The 17035-nt window shown below is 60.5% G+C and carries 13 protein-coding genes; 1 reads left to right on the forward strand and 12 read right to left on the reverse strand.

Annotated elements, in window-relative coordinates:
• Nucleotides 1–80 precede the first annotated feature (80 nt).
• The 5 genes from HW556_RS00725 to HW556_RS00745 form a co-directional block, all read right to left on the reverse strand.
• Entirely contained in the window at nucleotides 81–2048 is a 1968-nt protein-coding gene (locus HW556_RS00725) for a transglutaminase-like domain-containing protein (protein ID WP_176897042.1), read from the reverse strand.
• Nucleotides 2035–5364 carry a hypothetical protein gene (locus tag HW556_RS00730; protein ID WP_176897044.1) on the reverse strand — a complete coding sequence of 1110 codons (3330 nt, stop codon included), beginning with the start codon at nucleotides 5362–5364 and terminating at the stop codon, nucleotides 2035–2037. The genes HW556_RS00725 and HW556_RS00730 overlap by 14 nt, the downstream gene beginning before the upstream one ends.
• A gap of 288 nt (nucleotides 5365–5652) precedes the next feature.
• Nucleotides 5653–6906 (reverse strand): hypothetical protein, encoded by a 1254-nt coding sequence (locus HW556_RS00735; protein ID WP_176897047.1) that lies wholly within the window; start codon nucleotides 6904–6906, stop codon nucleotides 5653–5655.
• 4 nt (nucleotides 6907–6910) lie between these two features.
• Complete coding sequence (locus HW556_RS00740) at nucleotides 6911–7675, reverse strand: hypothetical protein (RefSeq protein WP_176897049.1); 765 nt, start codon at nucleotides 7673–7675, stop codon at nucleotides 6911–6913.
• A 244-nt stretch (nucleotides 7676–7919) separates the two neighbouring features.
• The gene (locus HW556_RS00745; RefSeq protein WP_176897051.1) at nucleotides 7920–8480 is read right to left on the reverse strand and encodes an RNA polymerase sigma factor; all 561 of its coding nucleotides are present in this window, start codon (nucleotides 8478–8480) and stop codon (nucleotides 7920–7922) included.
• A gap of 289 nt (nucleotides 8481–8769) precedes the next feature.
• On the opposite strand from HW556_RS00745, the gene HW556_RS00750 reads away from it, so the two are divergent.
• Complete coding sequence (locus HW556_RS00750) at nucleotides 8770–9264, forward strand: hypothetical protein (protein ID WP_176897053.1); 495 nt, start codon at nucleotides 8770–8772, stop codon at nucleotides 9262–9264.
• 102 nt (nucleotides 9265–9366) lie between these two features.
• Here the strand turns inward: HW556_RS00750 and amaB are convergent, their stop codons facing one another.
• The 7 genes from amaB to deoC form a co-directional block, all read right to left on the reverse strand.
• On the reverse strand, nucleotides 9367–10965 hold the full coding sequence (gene amaB, locus HW556_RS00755) for an L-piperidine-6-carboxylate dehydrogenase (RefSeq protein ID WP_218136832.1): 1599 nt from the start codon (nucleotides 10963–10965) through the stop codon (nucleotides 9367–9369).
• Nucleotides 10966–11169: 204 nt separating this feature from the next.
• On the reverse strand, nucleotides 11170–12681 hold the full coding sequence (locus HW556_RS00760; protein WP_246289468.1) for a Do family serine endopeptidase: 1512 nt from the start codon (nucleotides 12679–12681) through the stop codon (nucleotides 11170–11172).
• Between the two features lie 264 nt (nucleotides 12682–12945).
• Nucleotides 12946–13365 carry an Hsp20/alpha crystallin family protein gene (locus HW556_RS00765; protein WP_317170458.1) on the reverse strand — a complete coding sequence of 140 codons (420 nt, stop codon included), beginning with the start codon at nucleotides 13363–13365 and terminating at the stop codon, nucleotides 12946–12948.
• Nucleotides 13366–13547: 182 nt separating this feature from the next.
• Nucleotides 13548–14381 carry a hypothetical protein gene (locus HW556_RS00770; protein ID WP_176897057.1) on the reverse strand — a complete coding sequence of 278 codons (834 nt, stop codon included), beginning with the start codon at nucleotides 14379–14381 and terminating at the stop codon, nucleotides 13548–13550.
• A gap of 94 nt (nucleotides 14382–14475) precedes the next feature.
• On the reverse strand, nucleotides 14476–15675 hold the full coding sequence (locus tag HW556_RS00775; protein WP_176897059.1) for a M20 metallopeptidase family protein: 1200 nt from the start codon (nucleotides 15673–15675) through the stop codon (nucleotides 14476–14478).
• 81 nt (nucleotides 15676–15756) lie between these two features.
• A complete protein-coding gene (locus HW556_RS00780) occupies nucleotides 15757–16305 on the reverse strand; it encodes a sporulation protein (protein WP_176897060.1) in 549 nt (182 codons plus the stop codon).
• Nucleotides 16271–16972, reverse strand: a complete 702-nt coding sequence (deoC, locus tag HW556_RS00785) for a deoxyribose-phosphate aldolase (RefSeq protein WP_176897061.1) — start codon at nucleotides 16970–16972, stop codon at nucleotides 16271–16273. The genes HW556_RS00780 and deoC overlap by 35 nt, the downstream gene beginning before the upstream one ends.
• Nucleotides 16973–17035 lie beyond the last annotated feature (63 nt).

The following is a 17035-nucleotide window of genomic DNA, read 5'->3' on the forward strand; positions in this document are numbered from 1 at the left end:
TCCGCCGCCAGAACGATTACCGTTGCAGCGACACGAATGGCGGGCGAGGACAAGCCACGCCCCTACGCCACAACTCAACTTCAGGCCTTTTTGCGCTTGAGGATGATGGCGTCGCGGTAGGCGGCGTTGAGCTGGTCGACGACGGTATTCCACTGGGCGAACCGAGCGGGCTCCAGCAGCAGGTAATCCACGTAGATTTCCTTTTGCTGAATGATTTTGTTGCCCTCCCGCGAGTAGCGGATGGAGAAGCCCAGCATGTCGGCGCGGCCCTCGGTGTTGGGCGGCAGGTAGGTTACCTCGTAGCCGGCGGGCACCTCAAACTCGGTGCGAAACAGGTTGGTCTGGTGGTAGTCGTTCACGCGGGCCAGGGTGCGCTTGGCGGGGTCGAGGCGGTCAGCACTGTAGCGCTGGTCGAGGTTGAGGTTGACGTACACTTCATCGTCGAGCCGCTGCACGTAGTCCTGCAGGCGGTAGTCGTAGTCCACCGTCAGGGCCTGGTCGCGGGCATCGAGGTGGTGCACGGCGTACTGATCGACGAAAAACTTGTTGTTGCCACGCTCCAGCAGGCTCTTCACGGCTTTGGCTTCCTCGGTCGGGTTCAGGCCATCAAGCGCATAGCTCTGGTTGACTTTGGCGTAGCCGCTCAGGGCCAAATGGCCCCGGCCGCGCAAGCCGGTTGTACCATCGAGCACCACTACCGAGCTATCGACGGTGCGGCTGCGCTGGCGCGCCATCACGGGCACGGGCACCACCCGGCTGTTCTGCCCATCGAGGGCCAGCAGCGCATCCTTGCCCTGAATCATGGACGAGGGCATGCCGTAGGGCGTGTACTTGCTGGTGGCATCGAGGAACACGTACTGGCCGGGGCGGGGCTCGTAGGTGGTTATCATGTGGTTATCGACGCCGGGCGTGGCCAGCTCGGCATAGCGGTAGGGCAGGTCGCGGGTGCCAATCCAGGTGCGGTACGATTTCACGCCGGCCAGCCGTAGCATCTCGTGCAGCAGGTTGGCCATGTCTTTGCAGTCGCCGTAACGGTTGGCGTACACGCGGCCGGCATCATTCGGCACGAAGCCGCGCAGACCATTTTCGAAGGCAATGTAGCGCACATGGTCCTGCACCCAGTAGTAGATGCGGGCCACCTTTTCGGGCTCGGTGCGCACGCCGGCCGTCAACGAATCCACAACCTGGCGTAGGGCGGAGCTTTCCTGCTTATCAAGGTTTTTCACGAAGCCCGCGTACAGGTTGTACAGCTCGGGCACGCCACCCAGCAACCGGCGCGGCTGCCCGTTCACCTGCGCTTCCTCCACGAAATACACCAGGTGGGGCAGGTAGTAAAGTAGCTCCGGCCCATCGGTTTCGTTGGGCATGGCCGGCAGGTTGTCGGCTGCCCAGCGGTGAATTACGTTGGCCCCCTTCTCCTGGCGGGTATAGGTGACTTTACCGGCCGGGATGTTGAACTGCTTGGTGTTGAGGCGCACCGTGCGCGGAGCCGTTATTACCAGCTCGGCGTGCAGCATGGGCACGTGGCTGGCAAACTGGAAGGGCAGCAGAAACCGGGCGTCGGAGTGGCGCACGGCGTAGTCGGACACGGTGCGCACGCCGGGCACCACCGCCGGGTAGCCGAACTTCACCACCCGTACATCGTCGAAGAAAATGCCCGGTCGGATATCGAACTTGTCCTTGAACTCGGTGACCTTGATGGCTTTGTAGCCGTTGCCGGCGGGCACAAGCGTGCGGGCCTCGATGCTTTGGAGGCGGTTGAAGTGGGAGCTGTACACCTGGTCGGGCGCGTACATGGCCGACTGTGGCCCCAAGTGCAGCATGTCGTAGTGGTGGCGGGTCAGCACCTGCACCGAGTCGCCCTTCACCTCCACCGTCAGCTCCTGGCGGTAGTCGAGGAATACGGCTTTTTCGGCGGGGTACTGCTGCCGGAGCTGGGCCAGCTGCGCCCCCGGGTTCTGGGCCCGCGCCGGCCGGCTCATTACCAGCGCCAGCAGCAGCAGCACCCAGAAGGCCGGGGCGCGGCGGCTCGTTTTAGCGGCTTCCATAGAGGTAGGTGTTCCAGTAATGGTCAGTGCGCAGGGGCTTTTTGCCCTGGGCATCGTAGTACACGGTGGGGCCGGCCTTCTCGCCGCAGCGGTAGGTTTCTTCGCGCTCCAGGGTACCATCGGGCCGGAAGTAGCGGGCGCGGCCGTGCAATTCATCGAAGCGGTAGGGCTCTTCTTCCTGCAATTTGCCGTTGGGATAGTAGGTAACTACGGTGCCGTGCAGCTGGCCATCGGCGTTGTTTTCGAGGCGGCGGTACACCTGGCCCGAGCTATAATAGTAGGTACGCGGCCCGGTCAGCTGCCCTTTCTGGTAGGTTTCGGTGGCAGCAGGCTTGCCGTTGGCGAAGCTGGTGCTGATGGCAGCCGCGGGCTGGAGCGCGCCGTCGGCCGGGGCACCGGGACTGCGGTAGCCGAGCAGTTCGTCGTTTTCGTACACCTTCTCCAGCACCGGCTCGCCGGCCATGTTGTAGATGCGTAGCACGCCGTTCAGCTCATTGTTGGTGTAGAACGCTACGCGGTCGGGCTGGCCGTTTTCAAAGAACGTCTGGAGCTCTCCTTCGCGCTGGCCGGCACGGTAAGTTGCCTTGATATTGACTTTGCCCGAGGGGAAGTACGTTATCCATTCGCCCTCGGGCTGGCCGTTGCGATACTGGCCCTGCTCAGTCAGCTGGCCCGTGAAGGGGTGGTAGCGCCGATATGGCCCTTCCCGCTTCCCCTGGTACAAGGCCGTGCTGATTCCGGTTTTGCCGTTGGGCAGCAGCCACTTTTCGTCGCCCTGATACTCGTAGCATAGCCAGCCGCTGGCAATGCGGGGCTGGCCACCGGGGTAGCGCAACGTTAGTGCCTTGGTGTCGGGCTCGATGCTGAGCCGGTCGATTACTTTCCCCGTCGAGTCGAAGGACACGATGCTCCGGGTCCGGTCGTACTGCAGCCACCGTTCCTGCGTGATTTTGCCGCCGGGGGTATAGTCGCGGGTGTAGCCGTGCTGATTTTCACCATCTAGGTTATATTCCTGGCTGAGCTGGCCCGTAGGGTAGAAATCCTGCCAGGTACCGCGCTGCTCGCCGCCCTGGTAAAAGCCGGTGCGCTTGAGTTGGCCGTGGTCAAAAAACTGCTCGTACAACCCCTCAAGCGCCCCGGCCTGGTAGGCCGAGCGCTGCTGCAGGCGGCCGGTACTGGTGTATAGCTCCTCGACTCCTTCGCGCTGGCCCTGCCGGTAATTGCGCACCACGCGCAGGCTGCCGTCGCGCCGGAACAGACGCCACTCCCCGTTCATTTTGCCATCGAGGTAAGCACCGGTTACCGACAGCTTGCCATCGGGATACTGGCCCTTGAAGCTGGTGGAGCCCTTGGCGGCCACCTTGGTCTGGCTCAGCGGCTTGCCGGCCGCATCAAAGTATGCCATCCGAACCACCCGCCCCTGCACGTAATCGAGCTCCGCGCTGAGGCGGCCCTGGGCATCGTAGTCTTTGTAGGTGCCGTGCAGCTCGCCGGTGGCGGGGTCGAAGTTTTGTTCTTCGCTGGGTTTGCCGGAGACGTAAAAGGCCTGCCAACGGCCCACCTGCCGGCCTTTGTCGTAGCGGCCCACGTTGGCGGGCTTGCCGTTGGGGTGGAAATCCTGGTAGTCGCCGTGCAGCTCGCCCTGCTCGTAGCTGCCCTTGCGCTCCAACTGGCCGTTAGCCGAAAACACCTCAAACGGCCCTTGGCGCTGGTCGGCCGCGTAGCCGAACTTAGTTTCTACCGTGCCATCAGGATAATAGAATGTGGAGGGACCTTCTAGTTTATCGGAGCGGTATCCGGCCCGGCGCTGCAGCTTGCCATCGGGGTAGTAGTAGAGCGCCTCGCCGTTGATGTCGCCATTTTCGTAGGGCTCCACGCCGCTCAGCGCGCCGCAGTAGTGGTATTTATTCACCTTGCCCACAATGGTGCCGGCTTGGTAAGTGCCTTCTACTGTGCGCGCGCCGTTGTTGAAATACTCCACGTAGCGGCCATCGAACTTCCCCTCGGCGTTGTAGTTCACCTCTTTCTGCAGGCGGCTGTTGGCGTGGTACTCGCGCCAGGGGCCCACCGGCTTATCGGCCGCGTAGGCGCCTTCTTCCGTCACGCAGCCGGCTCCGTCAATCGTCAGCCAGGGGCCGCGGCGGTTAGCCAGCGTGCCGCTTTGGTTGTCGGCCTCACCAATAGCCATTAGGTGGCCATCGGAATACCAGCCCGGGCGGTAGGTGCCGGCGGGTTGCCCGGCCACCTGCTGTCGGGCGCGCAGGCTCAGCAGCGCGCTACCAACGGCTTCGCTCATTTGCGCTACCTTTTTCTTGTTGGCATCCACCCACTTAGCCGCCCGCTTGTCATCGGCCGAATACAGGATCAGGTAGGTAAAAGCCGTCAGGTTATCGTCGCGACGCAAGGCCTCCACAAGGGGGCCGTAAGCGCGCAGCCAGAGGTCGGTTTCGTTGGGGCCGCCCGCCGGAAACTTCTCTACCAGCAGCTGCGCCTGCTTTACAATGCTGGCATCGAATTTCACCTTCGAAGTGTACTCTTTGCGCAGGGCCACGCGGGAAGTCAGCAACAGATCAAGCTCCTGAAATGCTTGGTTCGGTACGAAGGGCTTTTCGCGGTCCTTGTCCTCGACCTCCATCACACCAGCGGCAATCTTTTCGGCCAACGACAGCACCTGCAGGCTGCCTTCGGCATCGGGCTCCAGCGCCAGATAAGTCAGCAGACTGATAAGGGCGCGGGCGGTTTGGCCCTGTTCCAGGGCCAGCCAGGCCAGCTGGTAGTGTGTGGCTTCGTGCAGCGGGTTCAATTCCAGGCTACGCTGCCAGCTTTGCAACGCCTCGGGCCGGCGCTTAAGCACATCGAAGCTCACGCCCCGGTTGAAGTACAGCGGCTGGTTGTAGGGAAAGCGCTGCAGACCATCGGCGTAGGCCTGCAGCGTGGCGGCCTCGTTCTTCAGGCTTTCTTCAGCATCGGCCAGCACCAGGTAGGGCTGGGCACTGTGCTGGTGCAGCTCCATAGCGCGACGGCTAACGATGGCGGCCTCAGTAAACTGCTTGTTGCGCAGGTAAGCCAGCGACAAGTCGCCCAGCACACTCACGTAAGCCGAGTCGGAGGACGGCACCCGCAGATACTCCCGGATGGCCCCGGTATAGTCGCCTTTCTCGAACAGTGGCCCGGCCAGCTCGAAGGCCCGGGCAGCGGTTGGAAGCGTTGGAACGGGCTGGTTGGCGGTGGTAGAGGTAGCCGACTTTTGAGCCAAGGCCATACCGGCGCTGCCGGTCAAAAGGCCCAGACACAGGCCGTATGCAGAAATTCGCATCAGTTATACTTGATAGAATACCTCACTGGCCCATCCGATCCTGCGGTGTGCCCCTGATAGTTCCACAAGTATACCGGATTTGGCCGGCTTGAAAAAGCAAACTGCCTACTGGTAATCCTATTTATTTCGCTCTCCTACCCTTATCCACCTATCTGGTACCAGACCCGCCCGATGCGGGCCAAGCGAGCATCGGGGGCGCATTCGAGGCAATCGGAGCGGCGGTGCCCCCTTCCGGACGGTAGCAGCTTCGCGGGGTGCATGCGGCCAGACTGCAATTCTGGTAATGCCCTACCTGTTGAAGCTGACGTTGCCGTAGCGGACTTTGATATTCACGTTGCCGGCCTTACGGGCCGAAGCAACGCCGAACGTGCCCTGCGTGTCGCTGGAAGTAGGACTGGATTCGGCCGACGCTACTTTTACCAGACTCTTATCGACCAGCAGCTGGCCGTGCTCGGTGTTTACATCGAACCCAAAGGCGGCACCGTCGGGGAAGTTGAGCAGGATGGTGCTGTAGCCGCCGTCGAGGGTGATCTGGCGGAAATTGGGGCCGGTGTTGCGCACCTCAAAGCTAGGGCTGTACTGCACCTTCATATCGAGCGCACTGTTGAGCTTATCGACACTGAAGCGCGAATAGCCCGACGTACCGCGCAGGTTCTGGACGGTGCCCAGGGCTATGTCGCCGTATTTGCTGTGCATGGTCAGGTCGCTTACCAGCCCAATATCAATATCAGAGTAGTTACTGTTCAGTTCCACGCTACCGCCTTCGGTGAGGCGTACCTTGGCATACGAGGCATCAATAACGGCCCGCCGAACGAAAGGCACAGAAGCACGGGCATTTGTCAGTTTCAGGCTGTTGCGCGGCCCTTCCAGCCGCGCCGTACGCAGACGGCCGTATTCCACAGCCAGTTCGGTGGCCCCGGTCAGGTCGCCGGTCACGCTGATTTGGCCAAAGGCATTGTGCAGGGCCAGCGGGTTATTGGCGGGCACCCATACGGTGTAGTTTACCTCGTAGAGCTTCACCTGGCTGCGGCATTCGCGGGGCAGCTCGCCGAAGCGGGAGCGGGCCGAAATGCCACCCGTTTTGGGGTCGCGGGCCAACAGCTCCACGTCAATCATGGCCTGCAGTTCCTGCGCCTTCGCCTCGGTTTCGGCCCGGGTGATGATAGTAACATCGGTGCGGATTTCGGGGCGGTTCCACACGTTTATCTCTACCCGGCCGTAGCGGGTATCGAGGGTGTAGAGCTTAGTGGAGCTGGTAGGGAACGTGCGGCTCAGCGTCCGGACTTTCTCAACGGCCGGTACGGCGACCCCATCGTTCTGCGCGGGCCCTTGGTCGGGATTCGGGGCAGTGCTCACGCGCGGTACCAACGCGCCCGACTGGCCAGCCAGGGCCGCGGCGGCCGGCTCGCAGAAATGGGCATCGGCGGAGCCGGACGGGGCTAGTACCTGCGCCTGAACAGTGCTCAGGGTCAGGCTCAGCAACGCCGTCAACGCCAGCCCGAACTGGCTGGCCCTGTCGTTTATCATCCGGAACCAATGCATTCAGTTAAGGCAAACGGCGGCTGTCGGCCACCATGTAGGGTTGGGAGTGGTACTCGCGCATCTGCTCGCGGGTGCGCAACTGCTGGCCCAGCAAATCGAGCCGAATCTGCATGTTGCTGTTCATAGCCTCCAGCACCATTTCGGGTTCGGGGTTCTGGTAGAGCTCCGTTTTAAGCTGTTGGTAGGCCACATCGAGGGCGTCCAACTCCTGCTGCCAGTCGGCCTGCGGGGCCTCTGCGCCAAACTCCTCATCGGTCAGGCGCAGCTCCTGCTGGCGCTCGGTCAACTGGGTGGCATAGTACGTTTCCATCCGCTGCACGGCGCTGGCTAAGCGCTGCTCAGGGCCCGCCGAAGCCGGTGAGGCCAGACCGGGAACTGTATAAGGTAGCAGCTCGGCCTCTGGCCCGGCAGCTAGCGCAGCCGTAGCCGCCGAGCGGGTCCAGCGGCTGGCCTGGGGCTGCTGCCAGGCCCAAGTACCCAGCAGCAATAGGGTGGCTACGGCGGCGGCAATGCCGTAGGGTCGGGCCGAGCGCACTGCAGCAGCGGTAGCATTAGCCGTAGCGGCAGGCGTTAGTGCGGTTGGGTCTGCCTGCGGGAATAAGGCCAACACCCGGGCAGGTGCCGATTCAGATTGCGGCTCGGGGGCGACAGAAGCCGCGTCCAGGTCCTGGGCAATGGATTCCCATAGGTCCGGGCGCGGCTCAAAGGCGTCGAAATCGGCGCGATTATGGTCCACGAAGGTTTCCAGTCCGGGGTTATTGATATGCATGGCAAAGAGAGTGGCGGAACCGGGCGGCTGGTCGGGCGAGGGGTGGGCCAGCGCCGCACGGTGTTGTATGTGCTGGGTATTGAAGTGCGGGAAATGAGCAGACTAGTGAAGAGCTAAGCAGTGTGTCGCGGGCGCGCCGCATGGTTACTTGGCCATCAACAAACCGGAAAAGCTACCAAGCGGCGGGGCAGGTGGCGCACCAGCCAGCTTGCATCTTTCCGGTAGACTACTTTTTCTTCGCCTATCAAAGTCCGTGTTGCCGGGCTAATTCGAGGAGCTTCTTACGAGCCCGGCTGTATTGTGATTTAGAAGTGGATTCGCTGATGTTGAGAATACCGGCAATTTCGGCGTGGTCGTAACCTTCGAGCAGATACAAGGTGAGCACGACGCGGTAGCCGTCGGGCAGATCCTGCACGCAGCGGCGCACCACATCGGCCCGCCAGCTGGTTATTTCCGGCTCGGGGCCGTAGTCGGTAGCTTCGGCGGCGGCATCGTGCTGCTCGCCCAGCGGCACCAGACTCAGGCGCCGATTGCGCAGGCAGTTGATGCTTTTGTTGATGACGATGCGCTTGAGCCAAGAGCCGAACGACGAGTCGCCCTTGTAGCTATGCAGCTCCCGAAACGCACTCAAAAACGCTTCCTGCAGCACATCCTCGGCCTCGGCATAGTCGCCGGTGATGCGCAACGAGGCGTTGAACATGGCTTTGGCGTAACGCTTGTAGATTTCGGCCTGGGCGCGCCGGTCACCCAAGCGGCACCGCTCGACCAGCGGCGCGTTGATGTCGGTATAGGCAAAAGCTTCCATAAGGTGTGGCAGCAGTAACGAAACAAAAGAGTGGGAAAGGTAAATATCCCACTTTCCGGGCGAACCGACACGCGCCGGCAGTTAAGTAGTACAAAGACCAGCAGCCGGGCTGGTAGTTGCACTCCGCAGATAAGACAGCTGCCAATTCCGGATTGTTCACTAACAGACAGCGGTTGTCGGCCGGTGCCTCACTTGTTGAACTCAGGTTATCGCGCAACATCCCAAAACACCATCTTCGAATGGTTTTAGACCTCATCGTCCACTCTGTTTTATAAAGCGCTTTTACTCTTTGCCCGTGCTGTTCCTCAGCGCCACCCTGTTTTCTGCCTGCGAAAAAGTCAACTTCGGTGACGACGGCGGCATCACCGAACGCGACAGTACTGGACTTACCACTGGTCATGTAGATAAGTCGGACTGGGGCTCTGACGCCACCTGGAAAAAGCAGGAGCTGGACTTGTTCAAGGGCCTGGACCTCGACCTGAATGGTACCCAGCAGGGTGGCGTCAGGGACATTATTTTATACCCAAACCCTGTTGCGACCGAAGCTGCTTTTCGTGTCGGGCAGTCCGGCAGTGCCACCCAATTTGCTTGGGTAATGGTAGACAGGAAGTATAAAGTGGTGATGAAGTTGATAAATGACGCACGCATTTCGGGCAATGGCAGCGGGTACTCATTTGATTTTAGTTCGCTCAAAAAAGGGGAAACTTACCGGATGTACTATGTTTTCCATACCGGCACCAACTTGGTTAGTAAAGGGCACGGCGATATTAAGATACTCGACTAGCCTCGGCGAGCTATTACAAGCACTGTTGCCGGACTTATCAAACGCAAACGGCCCGCCCGGTAAAACCGAGCGGGCCGTTTGCGTACTCTCGAAGCGCTAAGGTTACACGTCGAACTTGATGCCCTGGGCCAGTGGCAGCGTGGTGCTGTAGTTGATGGTGTTGGTCTGGCGGCGCATGTACACCTTCCAGGCGTCAGAGCCAGATTCGCGGCCTCCGCCGGTTTCCTTTTCGCCCCCGAAAGCGCCGCCTATTTCGGCCCCGCTCGTGCCGATGTTTACGTTGGCAATGCCGCAGTCGGAGCCGCCCTGGCTGAGGAAGGCCTCGGCCTCCCGCATGTTGAGCGTGAAGATGCTCGACGACAAGCCCTGGCGCACGCCGTTCTGCAGGTCGATGGCGGCCATTACGTCGCCGCTGTACTTAATGAGGTACAGAATGGGCGCGAAGGTTTCGTCCTGCACCGTGGCGTACTCGTTCTTCGCCTCCACAATGGCGGGCGTTACGTAGGTACCGGTCGCGTATTTCTCACCTTCGAGTACTTCGCCGCCGATGAGCAGCTTGCCGCCTTCGCTTTGCACCGCTTTCAGGGCCTTCTGAAAACCATCCACCGAATCCTTGTCAATCAGCGGACCGACCAGCGTTCCGTCCTGCAGCGGGTGGCCGATGGGCAGGTTGGGGTATATTTTGAGCAGGTGGGCCTTCACGTCGTCGTAAATCGAGTCGTGGATGATGAGACGGCGCGTGCTGGTGCAGCGCTGCCCACAGGTACCCACGGCCCCAAACACGATGCCCGGCATGGCAATGCTCAGGTCGGCGTGCTCGGTGAGGATGATGGCGTTGTTGCCGCCCAGCTCCAGCAACGACTTGCCCAAGCGGGCACCTACAGCCTCCCCTACTTTCTTGCCCATGCGGGTGCTGCCGGTGGCCGACACCAGCGGCACGCGCCCATCGGCGGCCATTTTGGCCCCGATTTCAGCATCGCCAATAATCAGGTTGAAGATGCCCTCGGGTAGCTCGTTTTCCTCCAGCACGCTCTTGATGATGTGCTGAATGGCCACGCCCGTGAGCGGGGTTTTCTCGGAGGGTTTCCAGATGCAGGTGTCGCCGCAGACGGCAGCCAGCATGGCGTTCCAGCTCCAGACCGCCACCGGAAAGTTGAAGGCCGAGATGATGCCCACCACGCCCAGCGGGTGGTACTGCTCGTACATGCGGTGGGCAGGGCGCTCCGAGTGCATGGTGAGGCCGTGCAGCTGGCGCGAAAGACCCACGGCAAAGTCGCAGATGTCAATCATTTCCTGCACTTCGCCGAGGCCTTCCTGCAGGATTTTGCCCATCTCGTAGCTCACCAGCTTGCCCAGGTCGTCCTTGTGGTCGCGGAGCTTGTTGCCAATCTGGCGCACGATTTCGCCGCGCTTGGGCGCCGGAACCAGCCGCCAGGTTTTGAACGCTTCCTGAGCCTTCGTAACAACCTGCTCGTAGTCTTCGGCCGTGGCCATGGACACGGTCCCGATTACCTGACCGTCGGCGGGCGAATAGATGGTGCGGGTGTTCTTGTTGTCGGTGCCGCCCCACTCCAGGCCGGTGCTCCAGGCGGCGTTGTGGGCCTGTACGCCCAGCGCGCGCAGTACCTGCCGGATGCCGTGCTGGTCGTGGTCCTGAACGTCGGTGCCGGTGGCAACAGCTTCTTCGAGTGCTTGCTTCATGAGGTGCGAAATATGGGTGGGATTACAATTTCAAGAGAATAAGGCCGCCGGAGCAGCCTTTTACAAAGCTAACAAATTAGATTGGGGCCGGATTTTAACCGCGCCACCAGCCCTATCCGAATCAACTTCTCAGGCCACAAAAAAACCTGCCATAGCTTACGCTACAGCAGGTTTTACTTCGTACCAAACGATAAGAGCTACTCCTTACTGCCCCTGCCCAATGGGGTAGTAGGCTTTGCGGCCGTCAGGGTACACGCCTTCTACGAGGGCGCCGTCGGTTTCTTTGGCTGCTTCGAGCAGGCGCTGCACATCCTGGGGCTTTTCGACGCGGTTTTTGTCGATGCGGGTGATAATGAAGCCGTCGGCAATGCCGGTTTCGCGGAAGTTGGAGTTGCGGATGCCGCTGATTTTAGCGCCGCCCTCAATCCCCAGCTTACCTTGCTCCTGGCGCGTTACCGGGCTCAGGCTGGCACCTTCATACTTAATGGTGGTAGCAGCTGTTTCCCGAACTACATCGGTAGTACCAGTAGAGTTACGGAGCGTGGCGGTAGCCACACGATTGTTACCCTCGCGCAGATAGGCCACCTTGATTTTGTCGCCGGGGCGGAAGCGGGCAACCTGCTCCTGCAGCTGCGAAGAAGTGTTCACTTTCGCGCCGTTGATAGACGTGATAACGTCGCCTTCCTTAAGGCCCGCTTCAGCAGCACTGCTGCCTTTGCCAGCTCCCATCACGTATACGCCGCTTAGGGTGTTGAGCTTCTTTTCGGCAGCCAGCGTAGCATCAATCTCGCGAATCTGGACACCCAGTAAGGCACGCTGCACCACTTTGTACTTCAACAGGTCATCAATTACCTTGCTCACGATGGAACTGGGGACAGCAAACGAGTAGCCCACAAACGAGCCGGTTTGTGAGGCAATGGCTGAGTTGATGCCAATCAGGTCGCCGCTGAGATTGACCAGTGCGCCACCCGAGTTACCGGGATTTACCACGGCGTCGGTCTGCAGAAACGACTCGATGCCCATGCCATCTTCGCGACGCAGGATGTTGATGTTGCGGCCCTTGGCCGAGATGATGCCGGCCGTTACGGTCGAGTTCAGGTTGAAAGGGTTGCCCACGGCCAGCACCCACTCGCCCACTTTCACGTCGTCGGAGTTGCCATAGCGGATGAAGGGCAGGTTGTCGGCCTTCACCTTGAGCAAGGCCAGGTCGGTGTTGGGGTCTTTGCCCACCAGCTCGGCCTCGAACTTGCGCTTGTCGTCCATCACCACCTCAATTTTGCTGGCTTTGTCGATAACATGGTTGTTGGTAACGATATAGCCGTTGGCGGCAATGATAACGCCCGAGCCCGAGCCCTGCTGGGGCTGCTGCTGGCGGCCCCGGCCGCGGTACTGGTCAAAATCGTCGCCGAAGAACTGGCGCAGGAAGGGGTCCATGCGCATGGCGGCATCATTCTGGCCGGCCTGGGGCGAGTACTCCGTCATTACGTGTACTACGGCTGGCGTTACCGTGGCGGCGGCGGCCGTGAAGTTCAGACCGTCGGAAACGGCGTAAGTGCTGCTTTTGAGGGCGCTGGTGTAGCGCATATTAGGGTCGGCGGCCAGGGCTTGAGGCGAGTTGTCGCGCTCGGGTTCGAGCAGCTTATAGCCGCCCACGGCCACACCTCCGCCCAGAATGGCGGAGCCCAGCAGGCCGAGCATCATTTGTTTTGCTTGCATGGGTATTGAAAAGTTAGGGGTAAATAGCGAAAATTGAATTTACAACGAAAAAGTGGAGCAGACCATCAAACGGCACAGCCAAATCTTCTCTGGTTGCTTCTACAACGCCGGATACCTGATCTATGGTGCCCGGTTGCATGGGCGTTCAGGGATTAAAACAGCCCGTTGGTAGATTGTTTTGGCTAAGCGGCACATTATTGGCGCGTTAGCGGCTCATAATAAGCCAGAAAGGCACTCGACCGAAGCGCCCCTGCTGAGCAACAATCAGCGTACCTCGATTTGCCGCTTGCTTACCTTCTGGCTGTCAAAGGGCAGCGTCAGGTGCAGGATGCCGTTGGTGAGTTGGACGTTGATGGCCGTCACGTCCACGGTATCGAGCAGGCGAAAGATGCGGGCGAATTTTCCGTAGCCCGACTCGACACGGCGAAACTGCGGAACATTTTCGGCGACTTCCAGAGCTTTCCGCTCACCACTGACGGCGAGCTGGCCTTCCTGGAAGTCGATTTTCACATCATCCTTCGCTACGCCGGGCAGCACGAGCTGCAGTTGGAATCCTTCGGGGCCTCCAATACGTCGGCAGCGTATCGCGCAGCATCTCGTGGAGTGCCGAATGAAAGGAAGGCCGGGCCGGACGGTTGTTGTACAGCAATGTTGCCATAGTAGTGCAGAAAGTAAGGCTGAGATTGAATAGCCGGTCGTGCAACCGACGACCCTCCTATACCTTAAATTCTATACCAATTGAAACCAATTGAATACCAATGCCATATTGACATTTACCGCCCGATTTATTCAGCTAACTGTTTTGAGGCTAGTACCTATCAACTGAAAAAGATATTCAACGAGCGGCAAGGTGGCAATACAGGCTGCTAGTGCTGCGTGGGCAGCGGCTGGCGGTCGGCGTCGAGGGCATGGCTGCCCAGCGTTACGCGCAAATCAAGGCCAATGGTAGGTGTGAGCAGGTTGACTTTGCCGCCCGATACGGGGTTGCCATTTTGGTCGAACTGAACCAACGAGTTTATATAGTGGGTTTGCGAAGCCACCCAGGGCGTGAAGTCGAAACGGGGCGAGAGGCGCACTCCTACTTCCCCCCGCAGATTGCCGAAATCCACGAACCGCTCCTTCAACTCGTCCTCATCACGCTGGAAGCGCAGATACGTCAGCGCCTCGTAGGCAACGCGCGGCCGCAGCTTCACAGTAGGGCCTACCGCAAATTCGCGGTCAAGTCCCAGGCGTAGGCGGGCGTGGGCGCGGTTGTTACTGCTGTTGTTGCCATAGGAGTCATTAGTGACAATAGCGTATTCCGCCGCCAGTCGTTGTGTGAAGCCAAATTTACCCAGCATGCCAGCATGCCGTAGCAGTGCGCCAGGAACAAGATTACCAGGCAGCCCCAGGAAATCACCGTAGCTTCCGCCCGCATCGCTCCCGATGCGTAACGTGGAGCCCCAACTCCACTGCTCGCTCCAGAAATGCTCGTAGCCCAACCGGAGCTGCCCCCCGGCAAACGTGCTGCCCCCTCGGTTCGCTTGGCTAAATAGATTGACTCCCACCAGCACGTAGTCGTTGCCGGGTAGAGCTATTTCGGCCTGCACCTCGGGCAGCACTACTACGTCGGAAGTGATACGGCGCTGGGCCGCAGCAAACTCAGTAGTTAGCGCCAGCAGAAACGTAGCCGCAACGGTAGCAAGTAGGTGGGTGCGCATAAAGCGGAGACAAGTAATCTGGAGGCCGAATGTGGCTCCTCAATGTTACTGAAAAAGGCCGGATATCATTGGTCCGCCACCATAAGGCCCGTTCCTACTTCTCCGCCAGTTCGCATAGCGTCAGCCAGGCCATCAAGCCAGGGCCCACTTCCAGCGCGTGCGGGTCAACATCAAATGTGGGCGTATGGACGGAGGCCGTAAGACGGCCGCTGCCATCGGCGGCGGCCGTGCCAAGGCGGTAAAAGCAGGCGCTGGCGGCCTGGCTGAAGTAGGCAAAATCCTCGGCGGCCATCCACTGGTCGAGTTCCACCACGTTGGCACGGCCCAGGTATTCGATGGCGGCCTGCTCGGTGCGGGCGGTGAGGGCGGGCTCGTTTTCGAGGTAAGGGTAGCCACGGCGGATTTCCAGCTCGCAGCTTGCGCCCATGCTTTCGGCCAAGCCTTCGCAAAGGCGGCGTAGGTGCTGGTGCGCCTCGTTGCGCCACTCCTCGTTCAGCGTCCGGAACGTGCCTTCCATGTACACTTCGTTGGGAATGACGTTGGTAGCACCCTGGGCAATGACTTTCCCGAACGACAGCACCGAGGGAAGCTTGGGGTTGGCGCGACGGCTCACAATCTGCTGGGCGGCCACAACAATGTGGGCCGCTACCAGCACCGGATCCACGTTTTGCTCGGGCATGGCACCGTGGCCACCCTTGCCGCGCACGGTCAGGTACAGCTCGTCGGTGCTGGCCATATAGCGGCCGGCCCGCAGGCCCACTTTGCCAGCCGGCAGCATTGGGAAGACGTGCTGGCCCAATACGCTGGCCGGCTTCGGATTTTCAAGCACTCCTTCGGCAATCATCAGCGAAGCGCCACCGGGCAAGCGTTCCTCGCCGGGCTGGAACATAAGCTTCACGCTGCCCTCAAACTCGTCTTTCAACGATACCAGAATCCGGGCCGCGCCCAGCAGCGAAGCCGTGTGCACGTCGTGGCCGCAGGCGTGCATCACGCCGGGATTCTGCGACTTGTAAGGCACCTCGTTCTGCTCCATAATGGGCAGCGCGTCCATGTCGGCCCGTAGCGCCACGGTGCGGCTGCTTGGGTTGCGGCCCTCGATAACGGCTACCACGCCTGTCGCGGCAATAGGTTGGGGCTGCAACCCCAACTTCTGCAACTGCTCCGTTACGAAAGCCACCGTCTCATGCTCCTCAAACGACAGTTCGGGGTGGGCGTGCAGGTGCTGGCGCAGTGCCATAGTATCGGCCGCGGCTTCTGCCGCCAGCTGCTTCACGCGGGAAAGAAGATGGTTCATTCTTTTTAAGCTGATAGCTGTTAGCCTTTAGCTACCAGCTGATGTGTACTTTGACGGCCGGCCTCAGCGCAAGCTAACGGCTTAATAACCGGTCTTATTGATAATCACCTGCATAGATTCCAGTTCGGCGCGCGGAGCCAGGGGGCGCAGGCGCAGCAGGGCCTGGGCGGCTTCGAGGCGGGTAAGGTAGTCGCCTACCTGCAAGCGGAAGATGGGCTGCTTATAGGTCAGATAGTCGGTTTCTTCGGGGTAGCGGCTGATAATGGCCCGGCGGATGCTCATGGCTTTGTCCTTCTCCAGCCCCACATACGCCAGCACCCGGTAGCCTTGGGCATACTTAACATTGCGGTTGGTGTATGCCAAATCACGCAGGCGCTGCTCTATCTGGTCGTTCACCTGGTTGGCAGGTGGCACCGGCCGCACCCGCGGCGCGGTTGTCGCAGCCGGTGCTTTAGGTGCCGGAAATACTGGCCGGAAACGGCTCAGATCCTCTGGCGGCACCTGCGGGGCACGGCGCGCAGTATCGGCGGCCGGCGCCGCGGGCCCCGTGGCGGCACAGGCGCCCAATGAAAGCAGGCCACACAACAGCAGCACGTTACGAAGCAGCGGAAGTGTTGTGGTCGGAGTCATGAGCAGCAGTTTCGGAAGCAGGTTGGGCCAGCAAAGCTACGCCATCGGAAGCACCCAGGCGGTCGGCACCGGCTGCTACGAGGGCCAGAGCAGCTTCGCGGGTGCGGATTCCGCCGGAGGCTTTCAGGCGGATATGGGTAGGCAGCGAGGCGCGCATCAGTTCAATGTCGGCCACCGAGGCACCGCGGCTGGCAAAGCCGGTACTGGTTTTCACGAAGTTGGCTCCGGCCTCGGCGCATAGCTGGCAGGCCGTCACAATTTCGGCCTCCGTGAGCAAAGCCGTTTCGATAATAACTTTGAGCAACGCCCCACGCATACGGCACAGCTCGGCCAGCTGCCCGATTTCGTCCTCAACCTCCTCGTGCTGGACAGCTTTCAGGGCCCCGATATTCAGCACCATGTCCAGTTCGGTAGCGCCATCATTGAGGGCCAGGTGGCCTTCAAAAAACTTCACCTTGGCCAGCGAGTAACCCAACGGAAACCCGATAACTGTACACACGGCCACGCCCGAGTTCTGCAGCGCGTCGGCGGCCTGGCGCACGTAGCAGGGTGGCACGCACACGCTGGCAAAGCCGTGGGTTACCGCTTCGGCACAGAGCCGCGCAATCTGCTCGGGGGTGGCGTCGGGTTTCAGCAGTGTGTGGTCGATGTATGGCGCGAGGTTCATGGGTGGAGATTTTGAGGCCTAGGTGGTAACATGGGCTCACTGGGCTACAGTGGAAAGGCTGTT

It is taken from the genome of Hymenobacter terrestris, assembly GCF_013377905.1.
GTDB lineage: Bacteria > Bacteroidota > Bacteroidia > Cytophagales > Hymenobacteraceae > Hymenobacter > Hymenobacter terrestris.

Coding starts and splice junctions, on each gene's coding strand:
- HW556_RS00725 (WP_176897042.1), bottom strand. CDS start 2,048: ATGGAAGCCGCTAAAACGAGCCGCCGCGCCCCGGCCTTCTGGGTGCTG.
- HW556_RS00730 (WP_176897044.1), bottom strand. CDS start 5,364: ATGCGAATTTCTGCATACGGCCTGTGTCTGGGCCTTTTGACCGGCAGC.
- HW556_RS00735 (WP_176897047.1), bottom strand. CDS start 6,906: ATGCATTGGTTCCGGATGATAAACGACAGGGCCAGCCAGTTCGGGCTG.
- HW556_RS00740 (WP_176897049.1), bottom strand. CDS start 7,675: ATGCATATCAATAACCCCGGACTGGAAACCTTCGTGGACCATAATCGC.
- HW556_RS00745 (WP_176897051.1), bottom strand. CDS start 8,480: ATGGAAGCTTTTGCCTATACCGACATCAACGCGCCGCTGGTCGAGCGG.
- amaB (WP_218136832.1), bottom strand. CDS start 10,965: ATGAAGCAAGCACTCGAAGAAGCTGTTGCCACCGGCACCGACGTTCAG.
- HW556_RS00760 (WP_246289468.1), bottom strand. CDS start 12,681: ATGCAAGCAAAACAAATGATGCTCGGCCTGCTGGGCTCCGCCATTCTG.
- HW556_RS00770 (WP_176897057.1), bottom strand. CDS start 14,381: ATGCGCACCCACCTACTTGCTACCGTTGCGGCTACGTTTCTGCTGGCG.
- HW556_RS00775 (WP_176897059.1), bottom strand. CDS start 15,675: ATGAACCATCTTCTTTCCCGCGTGAAGCAGCTGGCGGCAGAAGCCGCG.
- HW556_RS00780 (WP_176897060.1), bottom strand. CDS start 16,305: ATGACTCCGACCACAACACTTCCGCTGCTTCGTAACGTGCTGCTGTTG.
- deoC (WP_176897061.1), bottom strand. CDS start 16,972: ATGAACCTCGCGCCATACATCGACCACACACTGCTGAAACCCGACGCC.